General features: G+C 66.7%; 20 protein-coding genes and 1 tRNA gene. 10 read left to right on the top strand and 11 right to left on the bottom strand.

What is annotated here, in order from left to right:
• Nucleotides 1-30 precede the first annotated feature (30 nt).
• Entirely contained in the window at nt 31-1,011 is a 981-nt protein-coding gene (locus QW863_RS00455; RefSeq protein WP_315712506.1) for an oxygenase MpaB family protein, read from the bottom strand.
• Nucleotides 1,008-1,712, bottom strand: a complete 705-nt coding sequence (locus tag QW863_RS00450; protein WP_315712508.1) for a glutathione S-transferase family protein — start codon at nt 1,710-1,712, stop codon at nt 1,008-1,010. The genes QW863_RS00455 and QW863_RS00450 overlap by 4 nt, the downstream gene beginning before the upstream one ends.
• 124 nt (nt 1,713-1,836) lie before the next feature.
• On the opposite strand from QW863_RS00450, the gene QW863_RS00445 reads away from it, so the two are divergent.
• Nucleotides 1,837-2,211: a hypothetical protein gene (locus QW863_RS00445; RefSeq protein ID WP_315712509.1), complete on the top strand. Its 375-nt coding sequence runs from the start codon at nt 1,837-1,839 to the stop codon at nt 2,209-2,211.
• Nucleotides 2,212-2,213: 2 nt separating this feature from the next.
• On the opposite strand, the gene QW863_RS00440 is transcribed toward QW863_RS00445, so the two are convergent.
• Both QW863_RS00440 and QW863_RS00435 read right to left on the bottom strand, forming a co-directional pair.
• Entirely contained in the window at nt 2,214-2,441 is a 228-nt protein-coding gene (locus tag QW863_RS00440) for a hypothetical protein (RefSeq protein WP_315712510.1), read from the bottom strand.
• A gap of 79 nt (nt 2,442-2,520) precedes the next feature.
• Complete coding sequence (locus tag QW863_RS00435; RefSeq protein ID WP_315712511.1) at nt 2,521-3,600, bottom strand: Acg family FMN-binding oxidoreductase; 1,080 nt, start codon at nt 3,598-3,600, stop codon at nt 2,521-2,523.
• Between the two features lie 1,140 nt (nt 3,601-4,740).
• Here QW863_RS00435 and QW863_RS00430 point away from each other — a divergent pair.
• Nucleotides 4,741-4,815 (top strand) — tRNA-OTHER (locus tag QW863_RS00430).
• Between the two features lie 176 nt (nt 4,816-4,991).
• Nucleotides 4,992-6,332 (top strand): TROVE domain-containing protein, encoded by a 1,341-nt coding sequence (locus tag QW863_RS00425; RefSeq protein WP_315712512.1) that lies wholly within the window; start codon nt 4,992-4,994, stop codon nt 6,330-6,332.
• 83 nt (nt 6,333-6,415) lie between these two features.
• On the opposite strand, the gene QW863_RS00420 is transcribed toward QW863_RS00425, so the two are convergent.
• Nucleotides 6,416-7,396 (bottom strand): glycerophosphodiester phosphodiesterase family protein, encoded by a 981-nt coding sequence (locus QW863_RS00420; protein ID WP_315712514.1) that lies wholly within the window; start codon nt 7,394-7,396, stop codon nt 6,416-6,418.
• A gap of 195 nt (nt 7,397-7,591) precedes the next feature.
• Between QW863_RS00420 and QW863_RS00415 the strand changes: the two genes are divergently transcribed.
• The 5 genes from QW863_RS00415 (at nt 7,592) to QW863_RS00395 (ending at nt 12,632) form a co-directional block, all read left to right on the top strand.
• Nucleotides 7,592-8,971, top strand: a complete 1,380-nt coding sequence (locus QW863_RS00415) for a 3' terminal RNA ribose 2'-O-methyltransferase Hen1 (RefSeq protein ID WP_315712515.1) — start codon at nt 7,592-7,594, stop codon at nt 8,969-8,971.
• Between the two features lie 8 nt (nt 8,972-8,979).
• A complete protein-coding gene (locus QW863_RS00410; protein WP_315712517.1) occupies nt 8,980-11,541 on the top strand; it encodes a polynucleotide kinase-phosphatase in 2,562 nt (853 codons plus the stop codon).
• 34 nt (nt 11,542-11,575) lie between these two features.
• Complete coding sequence (locus tag QW863_RS00405; protein ID WP_315767243.1) at nt 11,576-11,989, top strand: hypothetical protein; 414 nt, start codon at nt 11,576-11,578, stop codon at nt 11,987-11,989.
• Between the two features lie 55 nt (nt 11,990-12,044).
• Complete coding sequence (locus QW863_RS00400) at nt 12,045-12,320, top strand: hypothetical protein (protein ID WP_315712520.1); 276 nt, start codon at nt 12,045-12,047, stop codon at nt 12,318-12,320.
• A gap of 78 nt (nt 12,321-12,398) precedes the next feature.
• Nucleotides 12,399-12,632, top strand: coding sequence for a cysteine rich repeat-containing protein (locus QW863_RS00395; protein WP_315712521.1), 234 nt, complete (start codon nt 12,399-12,401; stop codon nt 12,630-12,632).
• A 789-nt stretch (nt 12,633-13,421) separates the two neighbouring features.
• Here QW863_RS00395 and QW863_RS00390 read toward each other — a convergent pair.
• Nucleotides 13,422-13,766 (bottom strand): Lin0512 family protein, encoded by a 345-nt coding sequence (locus QW863_RS00390; protein WP_315712523.1) that lies wholly within the window; start codon nt 13,764-13,766, stop codon nt 13,422-13,424.
• Between the two features lie 264 nt (nt 13,767-14,030).
• Between QW863_RS00390 and QW863_RS00385 the strand changes: the two genes are divergently transcribed.
• Both QW863_RS00385 and eutC read left to right on the top strand, forming a co-directional pair.
• Nucleotides 14,031-15,416: an ethanolamine ammonia-lyase subunit EutB gene (locus QW863_RS00385; protein ID WP_315712525.1), complete on the top strand. Its 1,386-nt coding sequence runs from the start codon at nt 14,031-14,033 to the stop codon at nt 15,414-15,416.
• Entirely contained in the window at nt 15,416-16,207 is a 792-nt protein-coding gene (eutC, locus tag QW863_RS00380; protein ID WP_315712526.1) for an ethanolamine ammonia-lyase subunit EutC, read from the top strand. Before QW863_RS00385 ends, eutC begins: the two co-directional genes overlap by 1 nt.
• 20 nt (nt 16,208-16,227) lie before the next feature.
• Here eutC and QW863_RS00375 read toward each other — a convergent pair whose 3' ends face one another.
• From QW863_RS00375 to QW863_RS00355, 5 genes are read right to left on the bottom strand one after another with little or no spacing between them, the layout of a single operon-like run.
• Nucleotides 16,228-16,947: an ABC transporter ATP-binding protein gene (locus tag QW863_RS00375; RefSeq protein WP_315712527.1), complete on the bottom strand. Its 720-nt coding sequence runs from the start codon at nt 16,945-16,947 to the stop codon at nt 16,228-16,230.
• On the bottom strand, nt 16,940-17,695 hold the full coding sequence (locus QW863_RS00370) for an ABC transporter ATP-binding protein (protein WP_315712528.1): 756 nt from the start codon (nt 17,693-17,695) through the stop codon (nt 16,940-16,942). The genes QW863_RS00375 and QW863_RS00370 overlap by 8 nt, the downstream gene beginning before the upstream one ends.
• A complete protein-coding gene (locus QW863_RS00365) occupies nt 17,692-18,693 on the bottom strand; it encodes a branched-chain amino acid ABC transporter permease (RefSeq protein WP_315712529.1) in 1,002 nt (333 codons plus the stop codon). Before QW863_RS00365 ends, QW863_RS00370 begins: the two co-directional genes overlap by 4 nt.
• Nucleotides 18,693-19,565 carry a branched-chain amino acid ABC transporter permease gene (locus QW863_RS00360; RefSeq protein ID WP_315712531.1) on the bottom strand — a complete coding sequence of 291 codons (873 nt, stop codon included), beginning with the start codon at nt 19,563-19,565 and terminating at the stop codon, nt 18,693-18,695. The genes QW863_RS00365 and QW863_RS00360 overlap by 1 nt, the downstream gene beginning before the upstream one ends.
• Before the next feature lie 10 nt (nt 19,566-19,575).
• A complete protein-coding gene (locus QW863_RS00355; protein ID WP_315712532.1) occupies nt 19,576-20,826 on the bottom strand; it encodes an ABC transporter substrate-binding protein in 1,251 nt (416 codons plus the stop codon).
• Between the last annotated feature and the right edge of the window lie 11 nt (nt 20,827-20,837).

Here is a 20,837-nt window from a genome sequence, read left to right as displayed (position 1 = left end):
TCCGTCGTCTGCGCCGCAAGCGCGCCGGACTCAGACCGTCCCGCTCCGTGCACGTTCTGCGCGCTGCTCGAACGGGCTCGCCATGCTGGGCTGTCCGATCCAGACGCGGTTGAGCAGCCGCGTGAACGGCGGACACGTCGTCCCCTCGATACGCGCCATCGCCTCCTGATAGGGGCCGACGGTACGCAATCTCTCCGGCAGCATCGCATAGGCGCGCGGCAGAAACCGCCTGGCGCGCGCCGCGCTGCGGCGTTCGCGCTCGCCATAGGGCAGCGCGAACGCAAGCCGCAGCCGCTCCGGCAGCATCTCGGCCGTCAACGCCGTGAACCAGCGCGGCGGTCCGATAAGGGTCGCCTCGCCGGAGAAGATACGCTGCGCGATCTCGCGCGCCGCCGGGCCGACCGTGAGCGTCTCCGACGCCATCATCTCGGCCGTATAGGCCTTGAACGACGCCCAGTCCGGCGGCATGGCCTCGTGTGGAATTCCGAACAGGCCCGCGAACCGCGTCGCCTCGCGCCAATATTGCTCGCGCTCGGCATCGTCGAGCGGGCGGCACAGCAGGCCGTAGGACATCATCGCAGTCTCGACCAGGGTGGCATGGACCCAGCGCAGCGCGTCGACGTCATTGGCGCGATAGCGCGAGCCGGCCGTAAACGGTCCGACCGTCTCCGGCATCACGCCGTCGACCGCGGCGTGCCGCCGATACAGCCGCCGCGCCACCGCGACCGCCTGCGCGCGCGTGCCGAACACCATGGTGTAGACGATGCTGAAGGTGCGGTGGAAACGGCCGAGCGGGTCGGCAAACACCTTGGACTGCTCGGCAATGCCCGCCGCCACCCAGGGATGGGCGAGCTGCAAAAGCAGCGCGCGGCCAGCGCCGAGAAACAGCGCGGCCTCGCGATGCACGCGCCACATCACGCTGTCGGACGGCAGCACGGCATCGCCCGGCGTGGCCGGCGCGGACAGCACCTCGGCCAAGCACCGTTCGAAATCGGCATCGCTGACGATCACGGCCGCTGCGGGATCTCCAGCCCGCGCTGTACCGCCGGCCGCGCCAGCCCGCGTTCGAGCCAGGCCGGCACGTGCTTCAGCTCATCAAAGGCGACGATGTCGCGCGCGCCGTAGAACCCGATCAGGTTGCGCACCCACCCAAGCGTCGCGATATCGGCAATCGTGTAGTCGGCGTCCATGATCCACTGCCGGCCATCGAGCCGCGCCTCGAGCACGCCGAGCAGCCGCCTGCTCTCCGCGACATAGCGCTGCAACGGCCGCTTGTCCTCGTACTCGCGGCCGGCGAATTTGTGGAAGAAGCCGAGCTGCCCGAACATGGGACCGATGCCGCCCATCTGGAAATGCACCCACTGGATCGTCTGCCAGCGCCGCGCCGGATCGTTCGGCAGGAATTTTCCGGTCTTCTTGGCAAGGTACTGCAGGATCGCGCCGGATTCGAACAGGCCGAGCGGCTGGCCGCCGGGACCGTCGGGATCGATGATCGCGGGAATCTTGCCGTTCGGATTGAGCGAGAGGAATTCAGGGGTCTTCTGGTCGTCCTTGCCGAAATCGATCGTGTGCGGCTCGTAGGCCAGGCCGGTCTCCTCCAGCATGATCGAGACCTTCACGCCGTTCGGGGTCGGCAGTGAATAGAGCTGGATGCGGTCGGGATGCTGCGCCGGCCAGCGCGTGGTGATCGGAAAGCTGGAGAGATCGGACATCGTGGCTCTTGCTCGCTTTGTCGCTGAGGCCTCAATCTAAGCCCGTGAGCCGCCGCTGCAAGGTTCGATGCGGAACCCCATGCGGCCGACCGTCTTGTGTTGCTGCATCGTGCAGAAAGCCAGCATGCCGAGCCCGACCTACCAGTTGATCATGCAGGCGATGATCACGCGCCAGCAGGTGCTGTGCATGTATGGCGGCTTCGCCCGCGCGATCTGCCCGATCATCCTCGGCCACACCGCCGGCCGCGAGCGCGTGCTCGCGTTCCAGTTCGCGGGCGGCGCGAGCAGCGGCCTGCCGCCGGGCGGCCAATGGAAGTGCTTCGATGTCGCTGACATCAGCGAGGTCGAGCTGCGCCAGAGGCGCTGGCATTCCGGGCACAGCCACCGCCAGCCGCAATACTGCGTGGCCGACGTCGAGCTCGACGTCAATCCGGACAGCCCCTACGACCCGAAACGACCGATTACGCCGCAGCGCGGTGAGATTCGGCGGAAGCGCTGACGCTACTGCGGCTCGCGCAGGCGCACGCGCAGCAGCGCCGGCAGTTTCGAGGTGGCATCATGCTGCGCGAGCTTCGCCGCGACCCTGCGCATCAGCGACGACGCGCCCTGCCTGGCAAACAGCTTCATGCCGCGATAGCTGAAATCCACCACCACCTCGTGATGGCGCATGCCCTTGCCGCCCTTGACCAGGCCAAGGTCGCGCACCAGGCAATAATGCCCGTCGCTCATACGTGCCAATCGGGTGTTCTCGAACATGCAGCGAAGCAATGCACCGAGTCGCAAATCCGTCAAGATTGACAGGAACGACTCATGAACCCAGCACGTCGGCAACGCGCCGCCGCGGCGCGAACGGCAGCGTAGGACCATAGCCGAAACGCAACACGAGATCCGGCCGCCGTGTCGTTCCGATCACGCGCGCCAGTTCGGGACGCAGCGCAGCCACCTCTACCGGCTGGTTGATGAAGGCGAGCTTGAGGCCTAGGCGCGTCGCCTCGAGCGCAAAGCGCTGGCACGCCTGCCCGACCCTGATCCAGTGCGAGGGATCGGCGTTCTCGGCTGCGAACACGGCAAGACCGGCAGATGAGCCGATCTGGCGCGCATATTTGTCGTTCTCTGCCGCCGCATCGAAGAGGTGGTCGAACGCGATGCCGCCGAGCGCGGTCGGCAACGACGGATTGCCGCTCGCGGGTGCAAACAGGCCGTCACCCGTTGCCATCGCGCTGCGCGGATTGAAGCGCAGCCAGGACTTCAGCTCGCGCATGAACGCGACGTCGCGCATCTGGGCGTCGTTGCCGGCGACGACGAGGTCGCGGATGGCCGCAATCACAGTACGATCCGTAATGAGTATGAGATCGACGCCTCGCGTGGCTGCTGCCACCTGCAACGCCGCAAGATCGCCTGACGGCACGGCGCGTCCGTCGTAGTCGGCACGTGTCGACTGTCTGCGGACGATCGCAGGCAATAGCGGATCGTCATGCGGCTCGGCGTTCATAAAGCTGTAGCGCACCGTCTGCCCGTCGATGGCAACCTCGCCTCTTCGGCCGCTTGCAGCCGCCGCGATCGCGAGATTGGCGGCCGCGCAGCCCAGGCTGACGAACAGATGATGGTCGTCCGGATCGACCACCGGCGTGCGGCGTGACGGATCGGGCATGATCTCGATCGCATCCTGCGTCACGCGAAAGCGCCATGGCTGCGTGTTGTGACTGTTGGCTGCGAGTGTCGCGTAACGGATGACATCGGTGATCTCGGGCGACAGCGGTGCGCGCAACCGGGCGATATAGTCGTCATACGCGCGCATCGTGCCGGTCGCGGCGCGCCAGGTGCCGGCGCCGAGCGCGGCCACCGCAAGCGCGCTGCCGCCTCCTATCAGGACCTGCCGTCGGTTCATGACTCTGCGCCCGCAATTCTCGCCGCGACCTCGATATCCTCACGATAAGCATGTTCCGCATCGGCGCGTTGTTGCAGATCAAGGCCGCGGCAGCCGGCAAGAACATCGACTCCATGCTGTTGACAGCACCAACAAAGCGGCGTATGTCCCGCGGCCTCGCGAGCGACTGCGCCCGCGACAAACATGAGCGAGACGATGTCCTTCGGCTACGAACACTTCATCCGCACGTCCAACGGCGTCATGCCGGTGGATGGCGCACGCCATGCTCGGGGGAGCGATCTTGCTTGAGGCAAGATCAACAGTCCGCATCACACGGACCCTCCCGAGCCAGCCGCTCCGGAGGGTTTTTTGTTGCCCTCAGGCGAACCGGCTGCACGGCGAAACCAACGGAAGTCCCGGCCTTGGGCCGGAAAGGGAGACCCGGATCCCGGGGCTCGCGCAGGTGATGCGCGCGGCCCGAGCGCGCGGGGCCTGTCGGAGGGAACGAGGCGGCAACGCCGGACACCGATGACAGAGCGAGCTTCAAGGAGCTCGCAACATGCGGCGCCGAAGAGCGCCGCAGACAAGCTATTTGAATTCCCGGCCGCTTGCGGCCGGGAGCTGCTGGTGGTGAAGGTGTCGGCTCCTTCGTGCCATTGGTGATGCGGGTTCGAATCCCGCCTATGGCGTCACGTACCGTGGAGGCGGCCATGCGAGGGCCGTCGTGTCGCGGGTTGCGGTTGTTCTTCTTTCGGATGACCTGCGTTGGCGTCATTGATCGCCGAGACCGCCTGTTCCCCAGCATGCCATCAACGCCACTCGGTGACCGCCGGGCGGCCAAGGCGGTGGTGAAGATGTCTGTTACTTCGTTGAAACCGAGCGCCCCATTGGGGCAGCGACAGCATCGCTTATTCCCCGCCGAACGTATCCACGAGCCGTGGTGAAGACGACTGTTACTTCGCCTTGCACGCCAGAGGTCGCGGGTTCGACTCCCGCCCGGTGTCCTGCCGGTAGCTCAGAGGTCAGAGCGCTGTCCGGTCTCTCAGCGACCGGGTCTCAGTCGTCGCCTGTTCCCGGCTCGTGATCCATCTCAACTGATCGTCTTCGAACAGGCGGTCAGATCGTTGCGGCGCAGACGTCTGCTGCGCCACCTTCTTCCACGCGCCGTGGTGAAGAGTGCTGATACTTCGATTGCGGATCGAGAGGTCGTGGGTTCGACTCCCATCCGGCGTTCCATGCGCCGGTAGCTCAGCGGCAGAGCGCTATCCGCTCCATGCCAGTGGAGCGGAACTCAGCATTCGCCCGTTCCCGGCGCGTGGTCCCCTGCCGCGCATGGTCTCCGAGACGAGATCATGCGTGACGGCCGGTGCTCCGGCCATTCCATCCATCATCAACCCAGAGAGGAGGCCATCATGGTCAGGCTCAACAAGTTCCTGCGCGCCTTCACCCATGAGGGTGCGCCGTCCCGGCAGCTCGCACCCGAGCAGGCGCTGCAGCGCACGCTGATGAGCTGCCTGCTGTGGGAGGACCAGTTCTACGAGGACGGGATCGCGATCGCCGAGCGCATCAAGGCGCTGGTGCCGCTGGTCGAGCCGCGCGAGGTGGCTCAGCTCGCGGTCCGTGCACGCGAGGAGATGAAGCTGCGGCATGCGCCGCTGCTCGTCGCCCGCGAGATGGCGCGGCTGCCCACGCACCGTGCGCTGGTCGCCGAGACGCTGTCGCGCATCATCCAGCGGCCGGACGAGATGACCGAGCTGCTGGCGATCTACTGGGCGGATTCTCTGGGTCCGCAGCAGCAGCGCAAGCGGCAGCCGGTCTCGGCGCAGGTCAAGAAGGGGCTGGCGAAGGCGTTCGCCAAGTTCGACGCCTATCAGCTCGCGAAGTATGACCGCGAGGGACCGGTGCGGCTTCGCGACGTGCTGTTCCTGGTGCACGCTCGGCCCAGGGACGCCGCGCAGGAGGCGGTGTGGAAGCAGCTCGCCGATGGCGGGCTGCCGTCACCCGACACCTGGGAGGTCGCGCTCTCGGCCGGTGCGGACAAGCGCGCGAGCTTCGAGCGGCTGCTCTCGGAGAAGCGGCTCGGAGCGCTGGCGTTGCTGCGCAACCTGCGCCTGATGCAACAGGCCGGGGTGTCGCGGTCGATTATCGCGGCCGCGATCGAGACGATGCGGACGGACAGGATCCTGCCGTATCGGTTCATCACGGCGGCCCGGCACGCGCCGGACTTCGAGCCCGAGCTCGAGGCCGCGATGCTCCGGTCGATCAAGGGCTACGCGCGGCTTCCGGGCCGCACGCGGCTTCTGATCGACGTCTCCGGCTCGATGTTCGCATCGCTGTCGGCGAAGTCGGAGATGACGCGCGCGGACGCGGCGTGCGGGCTGGCGATCCTGGCCCGCGAGGTCTGCGACGAGGTGGAGATCTTCACGTTCAGCGACAACGTCGTGAAGGTACCGCCGCGGCGTGGCTTTGCGCTGCGCGACGCGATCCTCGGATCGCAGCCGCATTCCGGGACCTATCTCGGGCGTGCGGTGGGCGAGGTCGACCGCAAGGGAGACCGCCTGATCGTCTTCACCGACGAGCAGAGCCACGATGCGGTGCCGGCGCCGCGGGCGCGCGGGACCATGGTCAACGTGGCGTCGTACCAGCACGGGGTCGGCTACGGACCCTGGACGCGGGTCGACGGCTTCTCCGAGGCCGTGATCGCCTGGATCGCGGCGCATGAGGAGACTCTGCGCGGCGCGACCCTGCACTGACGACAACCGACCCGGACGCGTCACGGACGCGCCCGGGTCTTCCGTTAACCAGGCACATTCAGCGGCGACTTGCGCTGCTTGCTTCAAGGCGTCTGCTTCAGCAGCGGCGCCACGGTTTCGATCTCGTCGGTCATGACGCCGCCGGTAAAGTTCTTGGGCAACCTGGCGATGTCGTCCGGTGTGTCCAGACCGGCCGAGAACGCCTCACCACTATAGGAGCCGAGGACGAAGACGCTGCTTTCGGCGCGTGTCATGCGCGCGAGGAATTGGTCCGGCCAGCCCCACAGCCACGGCGCGACATTGATCGGGACCAGCACCATCATGTTGTGGCACGCGGACGGCACCAGGCCGGTCCAGCCATAGCCGAGATAACGGACGAGGCAGCTCTTCAGCATGCCGCGCGACATGACCTTGAGATCCGGCAGAGACGCCCTCAGCGTCGCGATCGGCGCGTCGCCGCCATAGACCATCAGTCGCGCCCGTCGCGCGCCAGGCAAGCGCGCCAGAGCATCCGCCAGCAGTCGGCCTTCCGCCGGATCATTGCTCTTGACGTTGATCAGGAAAGGCTTGTCCGGAAAGGCTGCGAGCACCTCGTCCAGCGACGGCATCAGGCCGACGCCCTTTCCGCGGAATGGAAACGTGCGCCCACCATCGGCGGTGTAGCCATAACCGATGTCGAGCTGCCGCAACGCCGTCATCGCGTGCTCGCGCGTGACGCCCTTGCCATCGGTGCGACAGTCGAGCGTCCAGTCATGGAACACCGCGAACTGGCCATCGGTGGTTGGGTGCACGTCGAATTCCACGATATCGGCGCCGGCCAGAAAGCTGGCGCGCATCGAGGCGATGGTGTTCTCGAGATACTCATGCGTCGGCGGCAGCATCCGCGCCGCGGTGCAGGTTTCGCTCGTCAGGCCGGTGCGATCGAACTGCTGCGACACACCTCGATGAGCCAGGAGATGCGGCCGCCCAGCCTCCTTTGTCACCTGCAGATTGGCGTTGTTGACGAACATGAAGCCGGCGCAGATCAGCACCAGCAGCCCGGCGATTTTCAGGACTCTGCTCATGCGATGTCAATTCCATGACGATTCGAGCCGAATTGCGTCCCTGCCCTCGTTCTCCGCAAGAGTCGTCCTGCGGAGATGGCGCACCTTTTGTCCAGCGCTCCCAGAGCCGATGCGAAAGCGAATGCGAGAACGGCCACCGCCAAACTTTGGCTTCGAAGCACTGGATCGTTGTTTCCTCATCCGGTATCTGACCCTATGTACCTGTCCATCGCCACCACCCATCAGCCTGCCACCGATCTCGGCTACCTGCTCAACAAGCATCCGGAGCGGCTGCACGAGCTCGCGCTCACCTATGGCAAGGCGCTGATCTTCTATCCCGAGGCCAGCGAGAGCCGCTGCGAGGCGGCGCTGGTGCTCGACGTCGACCCGATCGGCCTCGTCCGCGGCAAAGGCCAGAGCGACGGGCTGCTCGACCAATATGTCAACGACAGGCCCTATGCCGCGTCGTCGTTCCTGTCGGTCGCGCTGAACAAGGCGTTCCGGACCGCGATGAACGGCGTCAGCAGCGCGCGCCAGGAGCTCGCCGACAGCGCCATTGCACTCGAAGCGGTTGTGACACCCCTGCCCCTGCGCGGCGGCGAAGCCGTGCTGCGGCATTTGTTCGAGCCGCTCGGCTGGCAGGTCGATCTCACCGCGATCCCGGGACCGCAAGGCGATCCGTCGAGCCGCTACGTCCGGCTCACCTTGCGCGGCACCGCGCGGCTCAGCGCGCTCCTCAATCATCTCTACGTGCTGATCCCCGTCATGGACGACGCCAAGCACTATTGGGTCGGCGACGAGGAGATCGACAAGCTGCTCAAGCGCGGCGAAGGCTGGCTCGACGCCCACCCCGCCAAGGAGCTGATCGTGCGCCGCTATCTGCGCCATCGCGGCGTGCTCGCGCGCGCGGCGCTGGCCCGGCTCGCGCCGGAGACGCAGGACGAGGCCATCGAGCCCGAGGCGCGCAGCGAGTCAGAAGAGACACTGGAGGCGCCGACCCGCCTCAACGACCTGCGCATGGCCGCCGTGGTCGAGGCGTTGCGGGCGAGCGGCGCCAAAATTGTCGCCGACCTCGGCTGCGGCGAAGGCAGGCTGCTGCAGCTCCTGGTCCGCGAGCGCTGGGTCGACAGGCTGATCGGGCTCGATCCCGCCGTCCGCGAGCTGGAGCGCGCGGCCAAGCGGCTGAAGCTGGGCGCGCCCGGCGCGCCGCCCGAGGGTCGCGTCATGCTGTTGCACGGTTCGCTCACCTATCGCGATGCGCGCTGGGCCGAGGCCGATGCGGCGGCACTGGTCGAGGTGATCGAGCACCTCGATCCCGACCGGCTGCCGATGCTCGAGCGCGTGGTGTTCGGCGCAGCGCGGCCGCGGGCGGTGATCGTGACCACGCCGAACGCCGAATACAACGCACTGTTTCCGAGCCTGCCCGCCGGGCAGTTCCGCCACCGTGACCATCGCTTCGAATGGTCGCGCGCCGAGTTTGCCGACTGGGCGCAGCGGATCTGCGCAACCTTCAACTATCAGGCCGCCTTCTCCGGCATCGGCCATCACGACGAGAGCCATGGCGCGCCGACGCAAATGGCCGTCTTCACCCGCTGAGCAATTCCATGAACATCGACATCCCCGATTTCGCGCTGATCGTGCTGATCGGCTCGACCGGCTCCGGCAAGTCGACCTTTGCTGCGAAGCATTTCCTGCCGACCGAGGTGATCTCCTCGGATCATTGCCGCGCGCTCGTCGCCGACGACGAGACCGACCAGGGCGTCTCCGCCGACGCGTTCGACATCGTCCGCGAAATTGCCGGCAAGCGGCTGAAGCACCGCCGGCTCGCGGTGATCGACGCCACCAATGTGCGCCCCGCCGACCGCAAGGGCTGGGTCGAGCTGGCGCGAAAATGGCATGCGCTGCCGGTCGCGATCGTGTTCGATCCCGGCATCGACGTCTGCATCGACAGAAACAAGTCGCGGCCTGAGCGCAGCTTCGGCGGTCCGGTCGTGCAGCGCATGGTCTCGGAAATCCGCCGCGGCCTGGGCGGCCTGCAGCGCGAGGGCTTTCGTCAGGTCTGGAAGCTCGACAGCGTCGCGCGCATCGAAAGCGCCATTGTTGCGCGGCAGCCGCTGTGGACCGACAAGCGCCAGGACACCGGGCCGTTCGACATCATCGGTGACGTCCATGGCTGCGCTGATGAGTTGCAGGCGCTGCTGGCGAAGCTCGGCTATCAGGTCAGATGGCGCGATGACGACGGCCGGCGCGCCGTCAGCGTCACGCCGCCCGCAGGCCGCAAGCTCGTGTTCGTCGGCGATCTCGTCGACCGCGGCCCGCAATCGCCGGACGTGCTGCGCATCGTCATGGGCATGGTCTCGGCAGGCATTGCCTATGCCGTGCAGGGCAACCATGACCGCAAGTTCGGACGCTGGCTCGCCGGCCGCAAGGTCACGATCGCGCACGGCCTGCAGGCCACGATCGACCAGCTCACCGGCGAGGATCGAAGCTTCCGCGACAGCCTGCCCGGCTTCCTCGACAGCCTGCGCAGCCATGTCTGGCTCGATGGCGGCCGGCTCGCGGTGGCGCATGCCGGGCTGAAGGAGGAGATGATCGGCCGTGGCTCCGGCGCGGTGCGCGAGTTCGCGCTGTATGGCGAAACCACCGGCGAGATCGACGAGTTCGGCCTTCCCGTGCGCGCCGACTGGGCCGCGAACTATCGCGGACCGACCACCGTGGTCTACGGTCACACGCCCGTGCTCAATGCCGAATGGGTCAACAACACGCTGTGCATCGACACCGGTTGCGTGTTCGGCGGCCGGCTGACGGCGCTGCGCTGGCCGGAGCGTGAGCTCGTCGAGGTCGAGGCTGAGCGCGTCTGGTGCGAGCCGGTGCGTCCGCTCGCGCCTCGCGCCGGCAGCGCCTCCGCGCAGGCCGAGGCGGATCAGCTGCTGGATATCGATGACGTGAGCGGGCGCCGATGGATCGACACCAGGCTGCGCGGCCGCATGGTCGTGGCCGAGGAGAACGCGGCCGCTGCGCTGGAGGTGATGAGCCGTTTCGCGCTCGCGCCGCAATGGCTGGTCTATCTGCCACCGACCATGTCGCCATCGGAGACCAGCGCGCGCGACGGCTGGCTGGAGCGCCCCGAGGAGGCGTTCGCGCATTTCCGCGCCCGCGGCGTCGAGCAGGTGGTGTGCGAGGAGAAGCACATGGGCTCGCGCGCCGTCATCGCGCTGTGCAGGAGCGCCGATATCGCCGGGGCCCGCTTCGGCGTCGCGGGCGGCGAGAGCGGCGCGATCTGGACCCGCACCGGCCGCGCGTTCTTCGACGATCCCGCAATGAGCGAGGCGCTGCTGGCACGGCTGCGCGATGCTGTCGACAGCGCCGGCCTCTGGCAGGAGCTGCAATCCGGCTGGCTGCTGCTCGACGCCGAGATCATGCCGTGGTCGGCGAAGGCCGGCAGCCTGATCGAGAGCCAGTACGCGCCGGTCGCGGCGTCATCGGTTGCAGGGCTCGAAGCGGCGGCAGACGCGTTGGCGCGCGCCGCCGCGCGCGGTCTTGATGTCGCGGCACTCGGCGATCACCTCCGCGATCGGGTGACGCGGGCGCGGCGATATGGCGAGGCATGGGCACCCTATGTCTGGCCGGTCCGCGGCATCGACGATCTCAAGGTCGCGCCGTTTCACCTGCTCGCCAGCGAGGGCCAGGTCTGGTTCGATCAGGACCATGTCTGGCACATGACGCTCGCCGATCGGCTGGCCGCCGCGTCAGCATCCGTGGTCACCCGCACGCAGTGGCGCACCGTGGCTCTGGCTGACGAAACGGCCATCGCCAACGCCATCGCATGGTGGGAGCAACTCACGGCCGGCGGCGGCGAAGGCATGGTGGTGAAGCCCAAGAACTTCGTCGCGCGCGGACCGAAGGGTCTGATCCAGCCGGCGCTGAAAGTGCGCGGCCCAGAATATTTGCGCATCATCTACGGCCCGGAATATGATGCGCCGGAGCACATCGCCCGGCTGCGCCAGCGCAAGCTCGACGGCAAGCGCAACCTCGCTTTGCGCGAGTTCGCGCTCGGCCATGAGGCGCTGACCCGCTTCGTCGCCCGCGAGCCGCTGCGCCGCGTGCACGAATGCGTGTTCGCGGTGCTGGCGCTGGAGAGCGAGCCGATCGATCCGCGGCTGTGAGCCGCTCAAGAACCAACAAGGCCGATCTTCTGCGATGTACAAGCCGATCTTGCGTGATTGGATATGGGCCGACGGACGCGGACCAGAGCTGCGACGAGGGCACTTTTTTGGCCACGGATTGAACTTGATCGCCCTCGACTATCTGAACCCGGACTGGGCTTCCGAAGACGATATGCGACACTTGATTCTTCACAAGGCTCAAGTGCATCAAGTCACGCCAGAGGAAGTCCATGACTATTCCCGCGAAATAGTCAGTTGGGGGCCCGCGATCGATCAAGCCGCCGTGGTGGACCTGGGAAAGTCGGACTGGCTGCTGAGCTTCGCCCAGCGGCATCTGGCCCGCTGCCGACATTTTCGCATCATGTTCTATGACGAATATGTCGACGTCATTTGCGAGAGTATCACAGCCGCCCATGGTGCCTACGCTCCGGGTTGCGGCACCCAGTGACGGGCGCTCTCAAGCCAAAACGTGACTTTGAGCAACCGAGTTGCGGAAGGAAGCCATGGGGTCGTTCATCACCAACCTGCACATTCGTGACGCCGCACCTCACGCGGTCATCGAGGCGCTCAAGTCTCTCGGCGTCGTTCCGGCCTATGTGCGTGGCTCGCCCGCCGATGCCTGGACCAGCATTTTCCCCCAAGCCGCGTTTCAAGATGAAGCGGGCCTGCGCGATGACCTCACCCTGGTCCGCACTGTCCATGCCAGACAGCTTCGAGTTCCCCATCCAGCGACGCACCAGACCAGCCCCACGCGGCCATGGACTCCCCCTTCGGCTTGATCCTGCGCAACGAACGGACGCACGACACACGCCACCGTGCCTACACCGCTCCCCAAGGAGGCTTGAACGAGGACGTCCGTGCAACTCGCCATCGTCATCGCCGCCACCGTGGCCATGCCCGCTTTCGCTCAGGGAACCGGGCCGGTGGCAACGCAATGCGCCGCTGACATCCAGAGCTTCTGCTCCGGCAAGCAGCACGGCGCAGGCCAGGTTCGCGCCTGCCTCGAGAGCAACCGCGAGAAAGTCTCGGTGGATTGCCGCCAGGCCCTCGACACTACGGGACCCGGCCGAGGCAAAGGCCCAAGACGCTGAGTATGCGCATCGGCTGGCCTGGCCCCGTTCCGGGTGCAAGCCAGCCGGCAACTTTCACAGCGATCGGGCCAGGCCCGGGCAAGATTGTCTGCGCCGAGACGATGCGATCTTCGGCGCCAAACGCAGAAGGTCGGCACCCGCCTGATCCCATGGTGACAATGAATCAGTCCGCGGCCGTGGCCGCGACCTCAGGGCAGCGCACCGCCGGCGGGAAAAGGCGCGCGGCGAAACACTCGTTTCAACAGCCCCTGCAATTCGCACGCCTGGTCCACGAAAATTTCGCTTTTGTTTTTCCGAATTCTGTGAAATACTCCGCCCGTCCCGCCTCGCCATGAGGGGCGCTTCGCGATCGTCACGAACGTGGAGGCGGGATGCGATGGGCGCAGCTCTGCCGCAGCATGGCCTTGCCGTGCGGACGAACGGCAGGATGCGCCGGCGAAATCGTGTGGTCCTGGCCTCCCGATGCTGAGGTCAAGCCGGCTGAGATGATGATCGGCCGGCGACGGGGGCAACAAAGCCCGGTCCCCGAGGAGAGCACGTATAAGCCGGAAAACCGTTGCGCAGGGAAGGCCGGGATCGTCCGGCTGAGCCTGTGGTTCCTGCCCCGTGCACTTCTTCACGCACGGGGGCCGCGGGTATCAGCGGATGCCCGGCCTTCCCTGCGCCCTCTGTTCAAAGAGGGACACCGTACGATCATCACCCGGGCGCGCAACGCGCCGCGGGATCGCGATGACATGCTGTTTGACATTCATATCAGAACGCCACGCGCATGACCCCTGCACGTGAGCGTCACTTGCCGTCGTCGAGATGGACCAGCACCGCCGCGTTGGCGATGATGATGGCGTCGCTGCCGGCCTCGGCCGCAATCTCCAGCCCGCCTTTGACCGCGGTCACGGTCACCGTGCCATAGGGCAGCTCCTTGGCCACTGCAGCGGTGTCGACAGCCTCCGGGTTCGGCACGCCGATGGTGACGTCCACGAACATGTCCTGCGGCGTCTTGCCGACCATGCGGAAGAAGCCGAGGCTGGAATGGCGGATCGCGTCCGACACCGCGCGCTTGGCCGCCTTGGTGGCGTCGCGGCCGTGGACGTCGACGCCCATGCCCATCTCGGTGATACAGCGGACGCGCGCCATGTCGTGTTTCCCTCGGTTGCTTGCCTCGTACGCCATGCGACCTTAGCCAACGGCGCGGCCGACGCAAGCCGGGTGGACATCAAGCGCCCCCGCCACAGAAAATGGTCATCTGATGCCGACATATATCGTGCAAGATGATGCGCTGGACGAACCTGAGAACAAGGTCTTCGAATGATGTTCCTCCCCGTCTTTCCCGTGATGGCGATCCATCGGCCGGATCCGGCTGGCATGGCTGACCACGAGGAACATTGAAGGAGAACGCCAATGGGTTTTTCACACACGCTGGGCGGCGCGCGCTACCGGTTCGACGACCTCAGAACCTTGCTTGCGAAGGCAACGCCGTTGCGCTCGGGCGACGTGCTGGCGGGCCTCGCCGCGGAGGATGCCGCCGAACGCGTGGCGGCACGGATGGCGCTCGCCGAGTTGCCGCTGCGCCATTTCCTCAACGAGGCCGTCATCCCCTACGAGACCGACGAGGTCACGCGGCTGATCGTCGACCAGCATGACGGCAAGGCGTTCGCTCCCGTCGCAAGCCTCACGGTCGGCGACTTCCGCGAATGGCTGCTGTCGGATGCGGCCGACGCAGATGCACTCAGCGGCGTATCGCCAGGGCTGACGCCGGAGATGGTTGCTGCGGTCTGCAAGATCATGCGGCTGCAGGACCTGGTGACGGTCGCGGCGAAATGCGAGGTCGTGACGCGCTTCCGCTGCACCATCGGCCTGCCGGGCCGGATGTCGACACGGCTGCAGCCCAACCATCCGCTCGACGATCCCAAGGGCGTCGCGGCCTCGATCCTCGACGGGCTGATGTACGGCGTCGGCGACGCGACGATCGGCATCAACCCGGCGAGCGACGACGTCGAGACGATGGTGCGGCTGCTCGACTTGATCGAGACCTTGCGGCTTGCCTCGCATGCACCGATCCAGTCCTGCGTGCTGGCCCATGTTACGACCGCGCTGAAGGCGATCGAGCGCCGCGCGCCGGTCGATCTCGTGTTCCAGTCGCTGGCCGGCAGCGAGGAGGCCAATCGCGGCTTCGGCATCACGCTGTCGCTGCTCGACGAGGCGCTCGCCGCGGCCGAAGGCCTGCAGCGCTGCCCCGTCGGGGGCAACGTGATGTATTTCGAGACCGGACAGGGCAGCGAGCTCTCCTCCGGCGGCCATTGCGGGGTCGACCAGCAGACCTTGGAGGCACGCTGCTACGCGGTCGCGCGGCGCTATCGGCCGCTGCTCGTGAACACCGTGGTCGGATTCATCGGTCCGGAATATCTCTACGACGGAAAGCAGATCATACGCGCGGGCCTGGAGGATCATTTCTGCGGCAAGCTGCTGGGGCTGCCGATGGGCTGCGACGTCTGCTACACCAACCACGCCGAAGCCGACCAGGACGACATGGATGCGCTGCTGACCCTGCTTGGCGTCGCCGGCTGCACCTACATCATGGGTGTGCCGGGCGCTGACGACATCATGCTGAACTATCAAAGCACCTCGTTCCATGACGCGCTCTATGTGCGCAAGGTGCTCGGCAAGCGCGCGGCGCCGGAGTTCGAGACCTGGCTCGCGGCCACCGGCCTCAGCGATTCCAGAGGCGAGCTGCGCTTCGAGCCGGCGCGGCTGATGCCGGCGCTGCCGCTGCTGGAGGCCAAGTGATGGGCGGCTCCGACAAGAGCGACTCGCCGGCAACGTCGTCATCGGACGATTGGCGCTGGCTGTCACGCTATACCGAAGCGCGGATCGCGTTGGGACGCTGCGGTCCTGGTCTGCCGACATCGGCACATCTCGCCTTCCAGGCTGCCCACGCCGAAGCGCGCGATGCCGTGCTGAAGCCGTTCGACGCCGAGCGCTTTGCCGCCGAGGCGACCGCGCATGGCTGGCCGGCCCTTGCCGTGCACAGCCGCGCTGCCGATCGCGCGACCTATCTGCAGCGTCCCGATGCAGGGCGCCTGCTGTCGCCGGCGTCGGAAGCGCTGTTGTCCGAGCCGCGCGCGCCGGCAGACATCACGCTGGTGGTGGCTGATGGCCTGAGCAGCCGCGCGGTCCAGGTCAACGCCCTGCCCGTGCTCGACATGTTGATGCCGCGCCTGGCTGCAACCGGCAGACGGCTGTCGCCGGTGATCGTTGCTTCGCAGGGCCGCGTCGGGCTCGCCGATCATGTTGGCGAGCTGTTCGGCGCGTCGGCCTCGATCATCTTGATCGGCGAGCGCCCGGGCCTGAGCGCGGCCGATTCCCTTGGCCTCTATCTCACCTGGATGCCGCGCCGGGGCCGCGTCGATGCCGAACGCAACTGCATCTCCAACGTCCGCCAGGGCGGCCTCGCACCGGCGGATGCGGCGAGCCAGGCGGCCGAACTGATCCAGCGCATGTTCCTCCACCAGGCCGCCGGCGTCAGCCTCGCCGGGCTGCCGCAGCTGCCGGCGCCGGATGGAGATGGCGCGTCATGATGCCGGCGCAGTCCGAAACATCACACCGCGCAATAGCGGTCCTGGATATCCTTGTCGGCCAGCAGCGCCGCGGCGCTGCTCTCATGCACGACCTCGCCCTGGTCGATGATGACGGCGCGATCGGCGAGCCGCAGCGCCCATTCGACGTTCTGCTCGACCAACAGCAGCGTCTTGCCCTGGTCGCGCAATCGCCGGAACAGCACGCCCATCTCTTCGACGAGCACCGGCATGATGCCTTCGGACGGCTCGTCGAGCAGAACCATGCGCGGCCGCGCGATCAAGGCCCGCGCGATCGCCAGCATCTGCTGCTCGCCACCCGACAGCGTGACGCCCTCCTGATCCAGCCGCTCGTTCAATCGTGGAAAGGTCTCCGCAACCTCGGCGAACGCCGCGCGCTCCTCGATATCGGCGCTGGCGGCGACCAGCCCAAGCCGCAGGTTCTCGCGCACCGACAGGCCCGGCACGATGCGGCGCTCCTCCGGAACATAAGCGAGCCCGAGATGAAAGCGCTTGTGGGCCGCAAGCGGCAGCAGATCATGGCCGGCAAAGCGCACGCGCCCCGCGGCCCGGGGCATCAGCCCCATGACGGTGCGCAATGTCGTGGTCTTGCCGGCGCCGTTGCGGCCGACCAGCGCGACCACCTCGCCCTCGCTCACGCGCAGCGAGATGCCGTGCAGGACGTGGCTGGCGCCATACCAGGCCTGGAGGCCGTCGAGCTCGAGCAACGCGGTCTCAGCCATAGCCTTCACTCTGTCCCAGATAGACCCGGCGCACGTCGGGGTTGGATCGGATGTCCTCAGGACGACCGTCGGCGAGCAGCCGGCCGTGATGCAGCACCAGCACCCGCTGGCTCAGGCCGAGCACCATCTTCATCTTGTGCTCGACCAGCAGCACCGTGCGCTTCTCCGCCAGCCGCTCCAGCAGCGCCACCATCTCCTTGGTCTCTTCCGGCCCCATGCCCGCGGTCGGCTCATCGAGCAGCAGAAGCTCCGGTTCGGAGACCAGCGCAATGGCGATCTCCAGCGCGCGCTGCTGGCCGTGGGCGAGATACTTCGCGAGCTCGCCACGCCTGCCGATCAGGCCGACCGCCATCAGGGCCGCATCGGCGCGTTCGCCGAGTTCGGCAAGATCGGCGCGCTTGCGCCAGATGTCGTAGCTTACCCGCATCGCCTGGGCGGCGACTCGGACATTCTCGTGCACCGACAAGTCGGGAAAGATGTTGGTGATCTGGTACGAGCGCGAGATGCCCTGATGCACGAAGCGATGCTGTGGCAGGCCGTTCAGCTCGCGGCCCTTGAACCGCAGGGTGCCGCTGCTCGGCGACAGCGTGCCGGAGAGAATGTTGAAGAAGGTGCTCTTGCCTGCCCCGTTCGGGCCGATGATCGAGGTCAGCTCACCGGCCGCGAACGCGACTGAGATGCCTTCGAGCGCGACGAAGCCGCCGAAGCGACGGCCGATCCCGTCCGCGCGCAACAACTCGGTGCTCATCGGCGTTGCCTCGCGATCGGCAGCACATCGAGGAACGTGCCCCAGATGCCCTTGGGCAGGAACAGCACGAACACGACGAAGATGGCGCCGACCACGATCTGCCAGTGCGGCGTCCACAATGACACGACGTCCTCCAGGATCAGGAAGACCGCGGCCCCGACGAACGGCCCGAAGAAGCTGCGTGCGCCACCGAGCAGCACCATCATCACGATCATGCCGGAGGTCTGATAGTGCAGGATGTCGAGCGGAACGATGGACAAATGCAGGGCCGACATGCAGCCGCCGACGGCGGAGATGGCGCCCGACAGCATGAACACGATCAGCTTGCAGCGCTCGACGTCGTAGCCGCAGGCCCGCGCGCGCTGCTCGTTCTCGCGGATCGCCTCGATGACCGCGCCGAATGGCGAGTTGAGGATGCGCGACTGCACCCAGATCGCGATCGCCGCGAGCACCATCAGCACGTAATATTTGTTCACCGGATCGAGGAAGTTGATCTGCGCGCCGAACAGACCGATGTGGTCGACCGTGAAGCCGCGCAGCCCGTTCTCGCCGCCGGTGAAGGAGGAGGCCTGCAGCGCCACGTAGTAGACGAGTTGCGCCAGCGCGAGCGTGACCATGGAGAAATAGATGCCGCGGGTGCGCGTCGAGATCGTTCCGATGAATGCGGCGAGCGCCATGCTCGCCGCGATCGCCAGCGGCACCGCGGCAAACCACGGCAGGCCCCAGCGGCCGATGGCGATGCCGGTCAGATACGCGCCGGTGCCGAAGAAGGCGGCGTGGCCGAACGACAGCAGCCCGGTGTAGCCGAACAGGAGGTTGTAGCCCATCACCACGACGCCGTAGATCAGGACGTTCACGGCGAGCGCCTTCGACGGCAGCAGCCAGGGCAGCAGCGCCAGCGCGACCAGCGAGACCAGCACGCGGTGATCCGCGAGAAGCGCGAAGAGGCGCTGCGCCTGAGGAAGCGGCGGTGCTTCGCCGGTCGAATGCACCGTCATCACGCTCTCCCCTTGAGGCCGAACAGACCCTGTGGCCGGATCAGCAGGACCGCGGCCATGAGCGCGAACATCACGATCGTCGCCATCTCGGGCGCAAACAACGCGACCATGCTGATGCAGATGCCGACCATCAGCCCCGCGACCACGGCGCCGACGATCGAGCCGAGGCCGCCGATCACGGTGACGACGAAGGCCTCGGCCAGCACCAGCGTTCCCATCTCGGGATTGACGCTGCGCATGGGTCCCGCCAGCACCCCGCCGAGCGCGGCAAGGCCGACGCCGAGGCCGAAGATCGCGAGCCACACCTTGCCGATGTCGACCCCGAGCACCCGCATGATCAGGGGATCACGGGCGCCGGCCCGCACGATCAGGCCGACCCGGGTCTTCTCCAGCATCAGCCAGAGCACCAGCAGCACGACGGCGACCAGCGCGATCACGAACAGACGATATTTGGGGAAGAAGCCGACGCCGAGATCGACGACGCCGATCAATTGGGACGGTGTCGGAAACGGAATACCGTCGCTGCCGAACACGATGCGCACCCCCTCGACCAGGATGTAGCTGAGACCGAAGGTGAGCAGCAATGGATCATCGATCGACCGGCCATACAGGCGCCGGACCAGGACGAGTTCGATCAGCATGCCGAACGCGCCGACCAGAATTGGGGCGAGCAGCAAGCCCCACCAGAAGCTGCCGGTCAGCGATGCCAGATACAGACCGGCATAGGCCCCGATCATGAACAGCGCCCCATGGGCGAAATTGACCACGCCGAGCATGCCGAACACGATGGTCAGGCCGAGCGCAGTGATGACCAGCACCGCCCCAAGGGCGATGCCGGAAAACAGCTGCATGATGATCAGCGAGAGGTCCATGCGATCAGGATCAGGTGGCGTGGCCGAGTTCGCCGCAGCTGCGCAGCATCTCGTCCGCCCCGGGATCGCTGGCCACGATCGCGAACAGGTCGTTCTCGCTCGCCATCGCCGACTTCTTCTTGGATTCCAGCACAAGCACCGACTGCACCGACTGGTGGTCGCATTTGCGGTAATGCTGCGGGCCCTTGGTCAGATCGTATTGCAGCCCCTCCAGCACCGCGATGACCTTATCGGTGTCGGTGCCACCGGCGGCCTGCATCGCCTGCAGCAGCGAGCCGACGCCGGAGTAGCCATAGGCGCCGTAGTCGGTCGGGATCGCGCCGCCATTGGCGGCCCGGAACGCCTTGTTGAACTCGGCCGCGGTCTTGTTCTGTGTCTCAAGACCCCAATAATAGTTGGCGCCGCCGACGACGCCCTCGAACACGTCGGGCCCGACGGCGAGACGCTGATTGTGCAGGATCACCGGCACCACGATCTTCATCTGCTGCTTGATGCCGAAATCCACCGCCTGCTTGATCGCGTTGGCCTGGTCGCGGCCGAAATTGCTGATGCACAGCACGTCCGGCCGCAGCGACATCAGCCGCGGCATGAAGGTCGAATAGTCGGCCGCACCGAACGGATGCAGGATCTCGCCGACGCTCTCGGCACCGATCGCCGTCTGCGCCCGCTTGAAGCCGCGCAGCATCTCATGGCCATAGGCATAGTCGGCCACGAGATGGGCGACCTTCATGCCCTTCTTGATGGTCTGGCGGGCCACGGCCGCCGTGGTCATGTGCGGGTTCAGCGCCTCGTGGAAGGTGTATTTGCTGAAATCCTTGACCTCGTTGATGGTGTCGGACTGGCTGATCGACACGTAGATCACGCCGCGGGCGCGCGTCACCTCGTTGACGGCAAGCTGGACGGCGCTGGAGAGCGCGCCGACGATAGCGTGCACCTTGTCCTTCTCGATCAGCTCGAGCGTCCGCGTCGCCGCCTCGCCGGCGTTGAGCTTGTCGTCGCGCACAAGCAGCTCGACCTTGCGGCCGGCGACGCCGCCTTTGTCGTTGACCAGCTTGACGGCGAGTTCGGCGCACTTGACCTGGTCACGCGCCTCGGCGGCGAACGGACCGGTCAGCGGCGTCGGAAAGCCGATGCGGATGGTGTCATCGGCGGCACGCCCCAGGCGCGGCATCGCGAGCGTGGCGACACCTGCCGACATCCCCATCAGCGCCGTGCGGCGGGATATTCCTGCGCGTCGCAACTTCGTCTCGTAGACTTGCATGATGTCCTCCC

Origin of the sequence: Bradyrhizobium sp. SZCCHNR1017, assembly GCF_032381375.1 — a bacterium.
Taxonomy (GTDB): domain Bacteria; phylum Pseudomonadota; class Alphaproteobacteria; order Rhizobiales; family Xanthobacteraceae; genus Bradyrhizobium.
This window is presented reverse-complemented; position numbering and strand designations above follow the sequence as displayed.

What these genes read in the sequence shown, in the direction of transcription:
- QW863_RS00450 (WP_315712508.1), bottom strand. Translation starts at nt 1,712, where the DNA reads ATGTCCGATCTCTCCAGCTTTCCGATCACCACGCGCTGGCCGGCGCAG.
- QW863_RS00445 (WP_315712509.1), top strand. Translation starts at nt 1,837, where the DNA reads ATGCCGAGCCCGACCTACCAGTTGATCATGCAGGCGATGATCACGCGC.
- QW863_RS00440 (WP_315712510.1), bottom strand. Translation starts at nt 2,441, where the DNA reads ATGAGCGACGGGCATTATTGCCTGGTGCGCGACCTTGGCCTGGTCAAG.
- QW863_RS00435 (WP_315712511.1), bottom strand. Translation starts at nt 3,600, where the DNA reads ATGAACCGACGGCAGGTCCTGATAGGAGGCGGCAGCGCGCTTGCGGTG.
- QW863_RS00425 (WP_315712512.1), top strand. Translation starts at nt 4,992, where the DNA reads ATGGTCAGGCTCAACAAGTTCCTGCGCGCCTTCACCCATGAGGGTGCG.
- QW863_RS00420 (WP_315712514.1), bottom strand. Translation starts at nt 7,396, where the DNA reads ATGAGCAGAGTCCTGAAAATCGCCGGGCTGCTGGTGCTGATCTGCGCC.
- QW863_RS00415 (WP_315712515.1), top strand. Translation starts at nt 7,592, where the DNA reads ATGTACCTGTCCATCGCCACCACCCATCAGCCTGCCACCGATCTCGGC.
- QW863_RS00410 (WP_315712517.1), top strand. Translation starts at nt 8,980, where the DNA reads ATGAACATCGACATCCCCGATTTCGCGCTGATCGTGCTGATCGGCTCG.
- QW863_RS00405 (WP_315767243.1), top strand. Translation starts at nt 11,576, where the DNA reads ATGTACAAGCCGATCTTGCGTGATTGGATATGGGCCGACGGACGCGGA.
- QW863_RS00400 (WP_315712520.1), top strand. Translation starts at nt 12,045, where the DNA reads ATGGGGTCGTTCATCACCAACCTGCACATTCGTGACGCCGCACCTCAC.
- QW863_RS00390 (WP_315712523.1), bottom strand. Translation starts at nt 13,766, where the DNA reads ATGGCGCGCGTCCGCTGTATCACCGAGATGGGCATGGGCGTCGACGTC.
- QW863_RS00385 (WP_315712525.1), top strand. Translation starts at nt 14,031, where the DNA reads ATGGGTTTTTCACACACGCTGGGCGGCGCGCGCTACCGGTTCGACGAC.
- eutC (WP_315712526.1), top strand. Translation starts at nt 15,416, where the DNA reads ATGGGCGGCTCCGACAAGAGCGACTCGCCGGCAACGTCGTCATCGGAC.
- QW863_RS00375 (WP_315712527.1), bottom strand. Translation starts at nt 16,947, where the DNA reads ATGGCTGAGACCGCGTTGCTCGAGCTCGACGGCCTCCAGGCCTGGTAT.
- QW863_RS00370 (WP_315712528.1), bottom strand. Translation starts at nt 17,695, where the DNA reads ATGAGCACCGAGTTGTTGCGCGCGGACGGGATCGGCCGTCGCTTCGGC.
- QW863_RS00365 (WP_315712529.1), bottom strand. Translation starts at nt 18,693, where the DNA reads ATGACGGTGCATTCGACCGGCGAAGCACCGCCGCTTCCTCAGGCGCAG.
- QW863_RS00360 (WP_315712531.1), bottom strand. Translation starts at nt 19,565, where the DNA reads ATGGACCTCTCGCTGATCATCATGCAGCTGTTTTCCGGCATCGCCCTT.
- QW863_RS00355 (WP_315712532.1), bottom strand. Translation starts at nt 20,826, where the DNA reads ATGCAAGTCTACGAGACGAAGTTGCGACGCGCAGGAATATCCCGCCGC.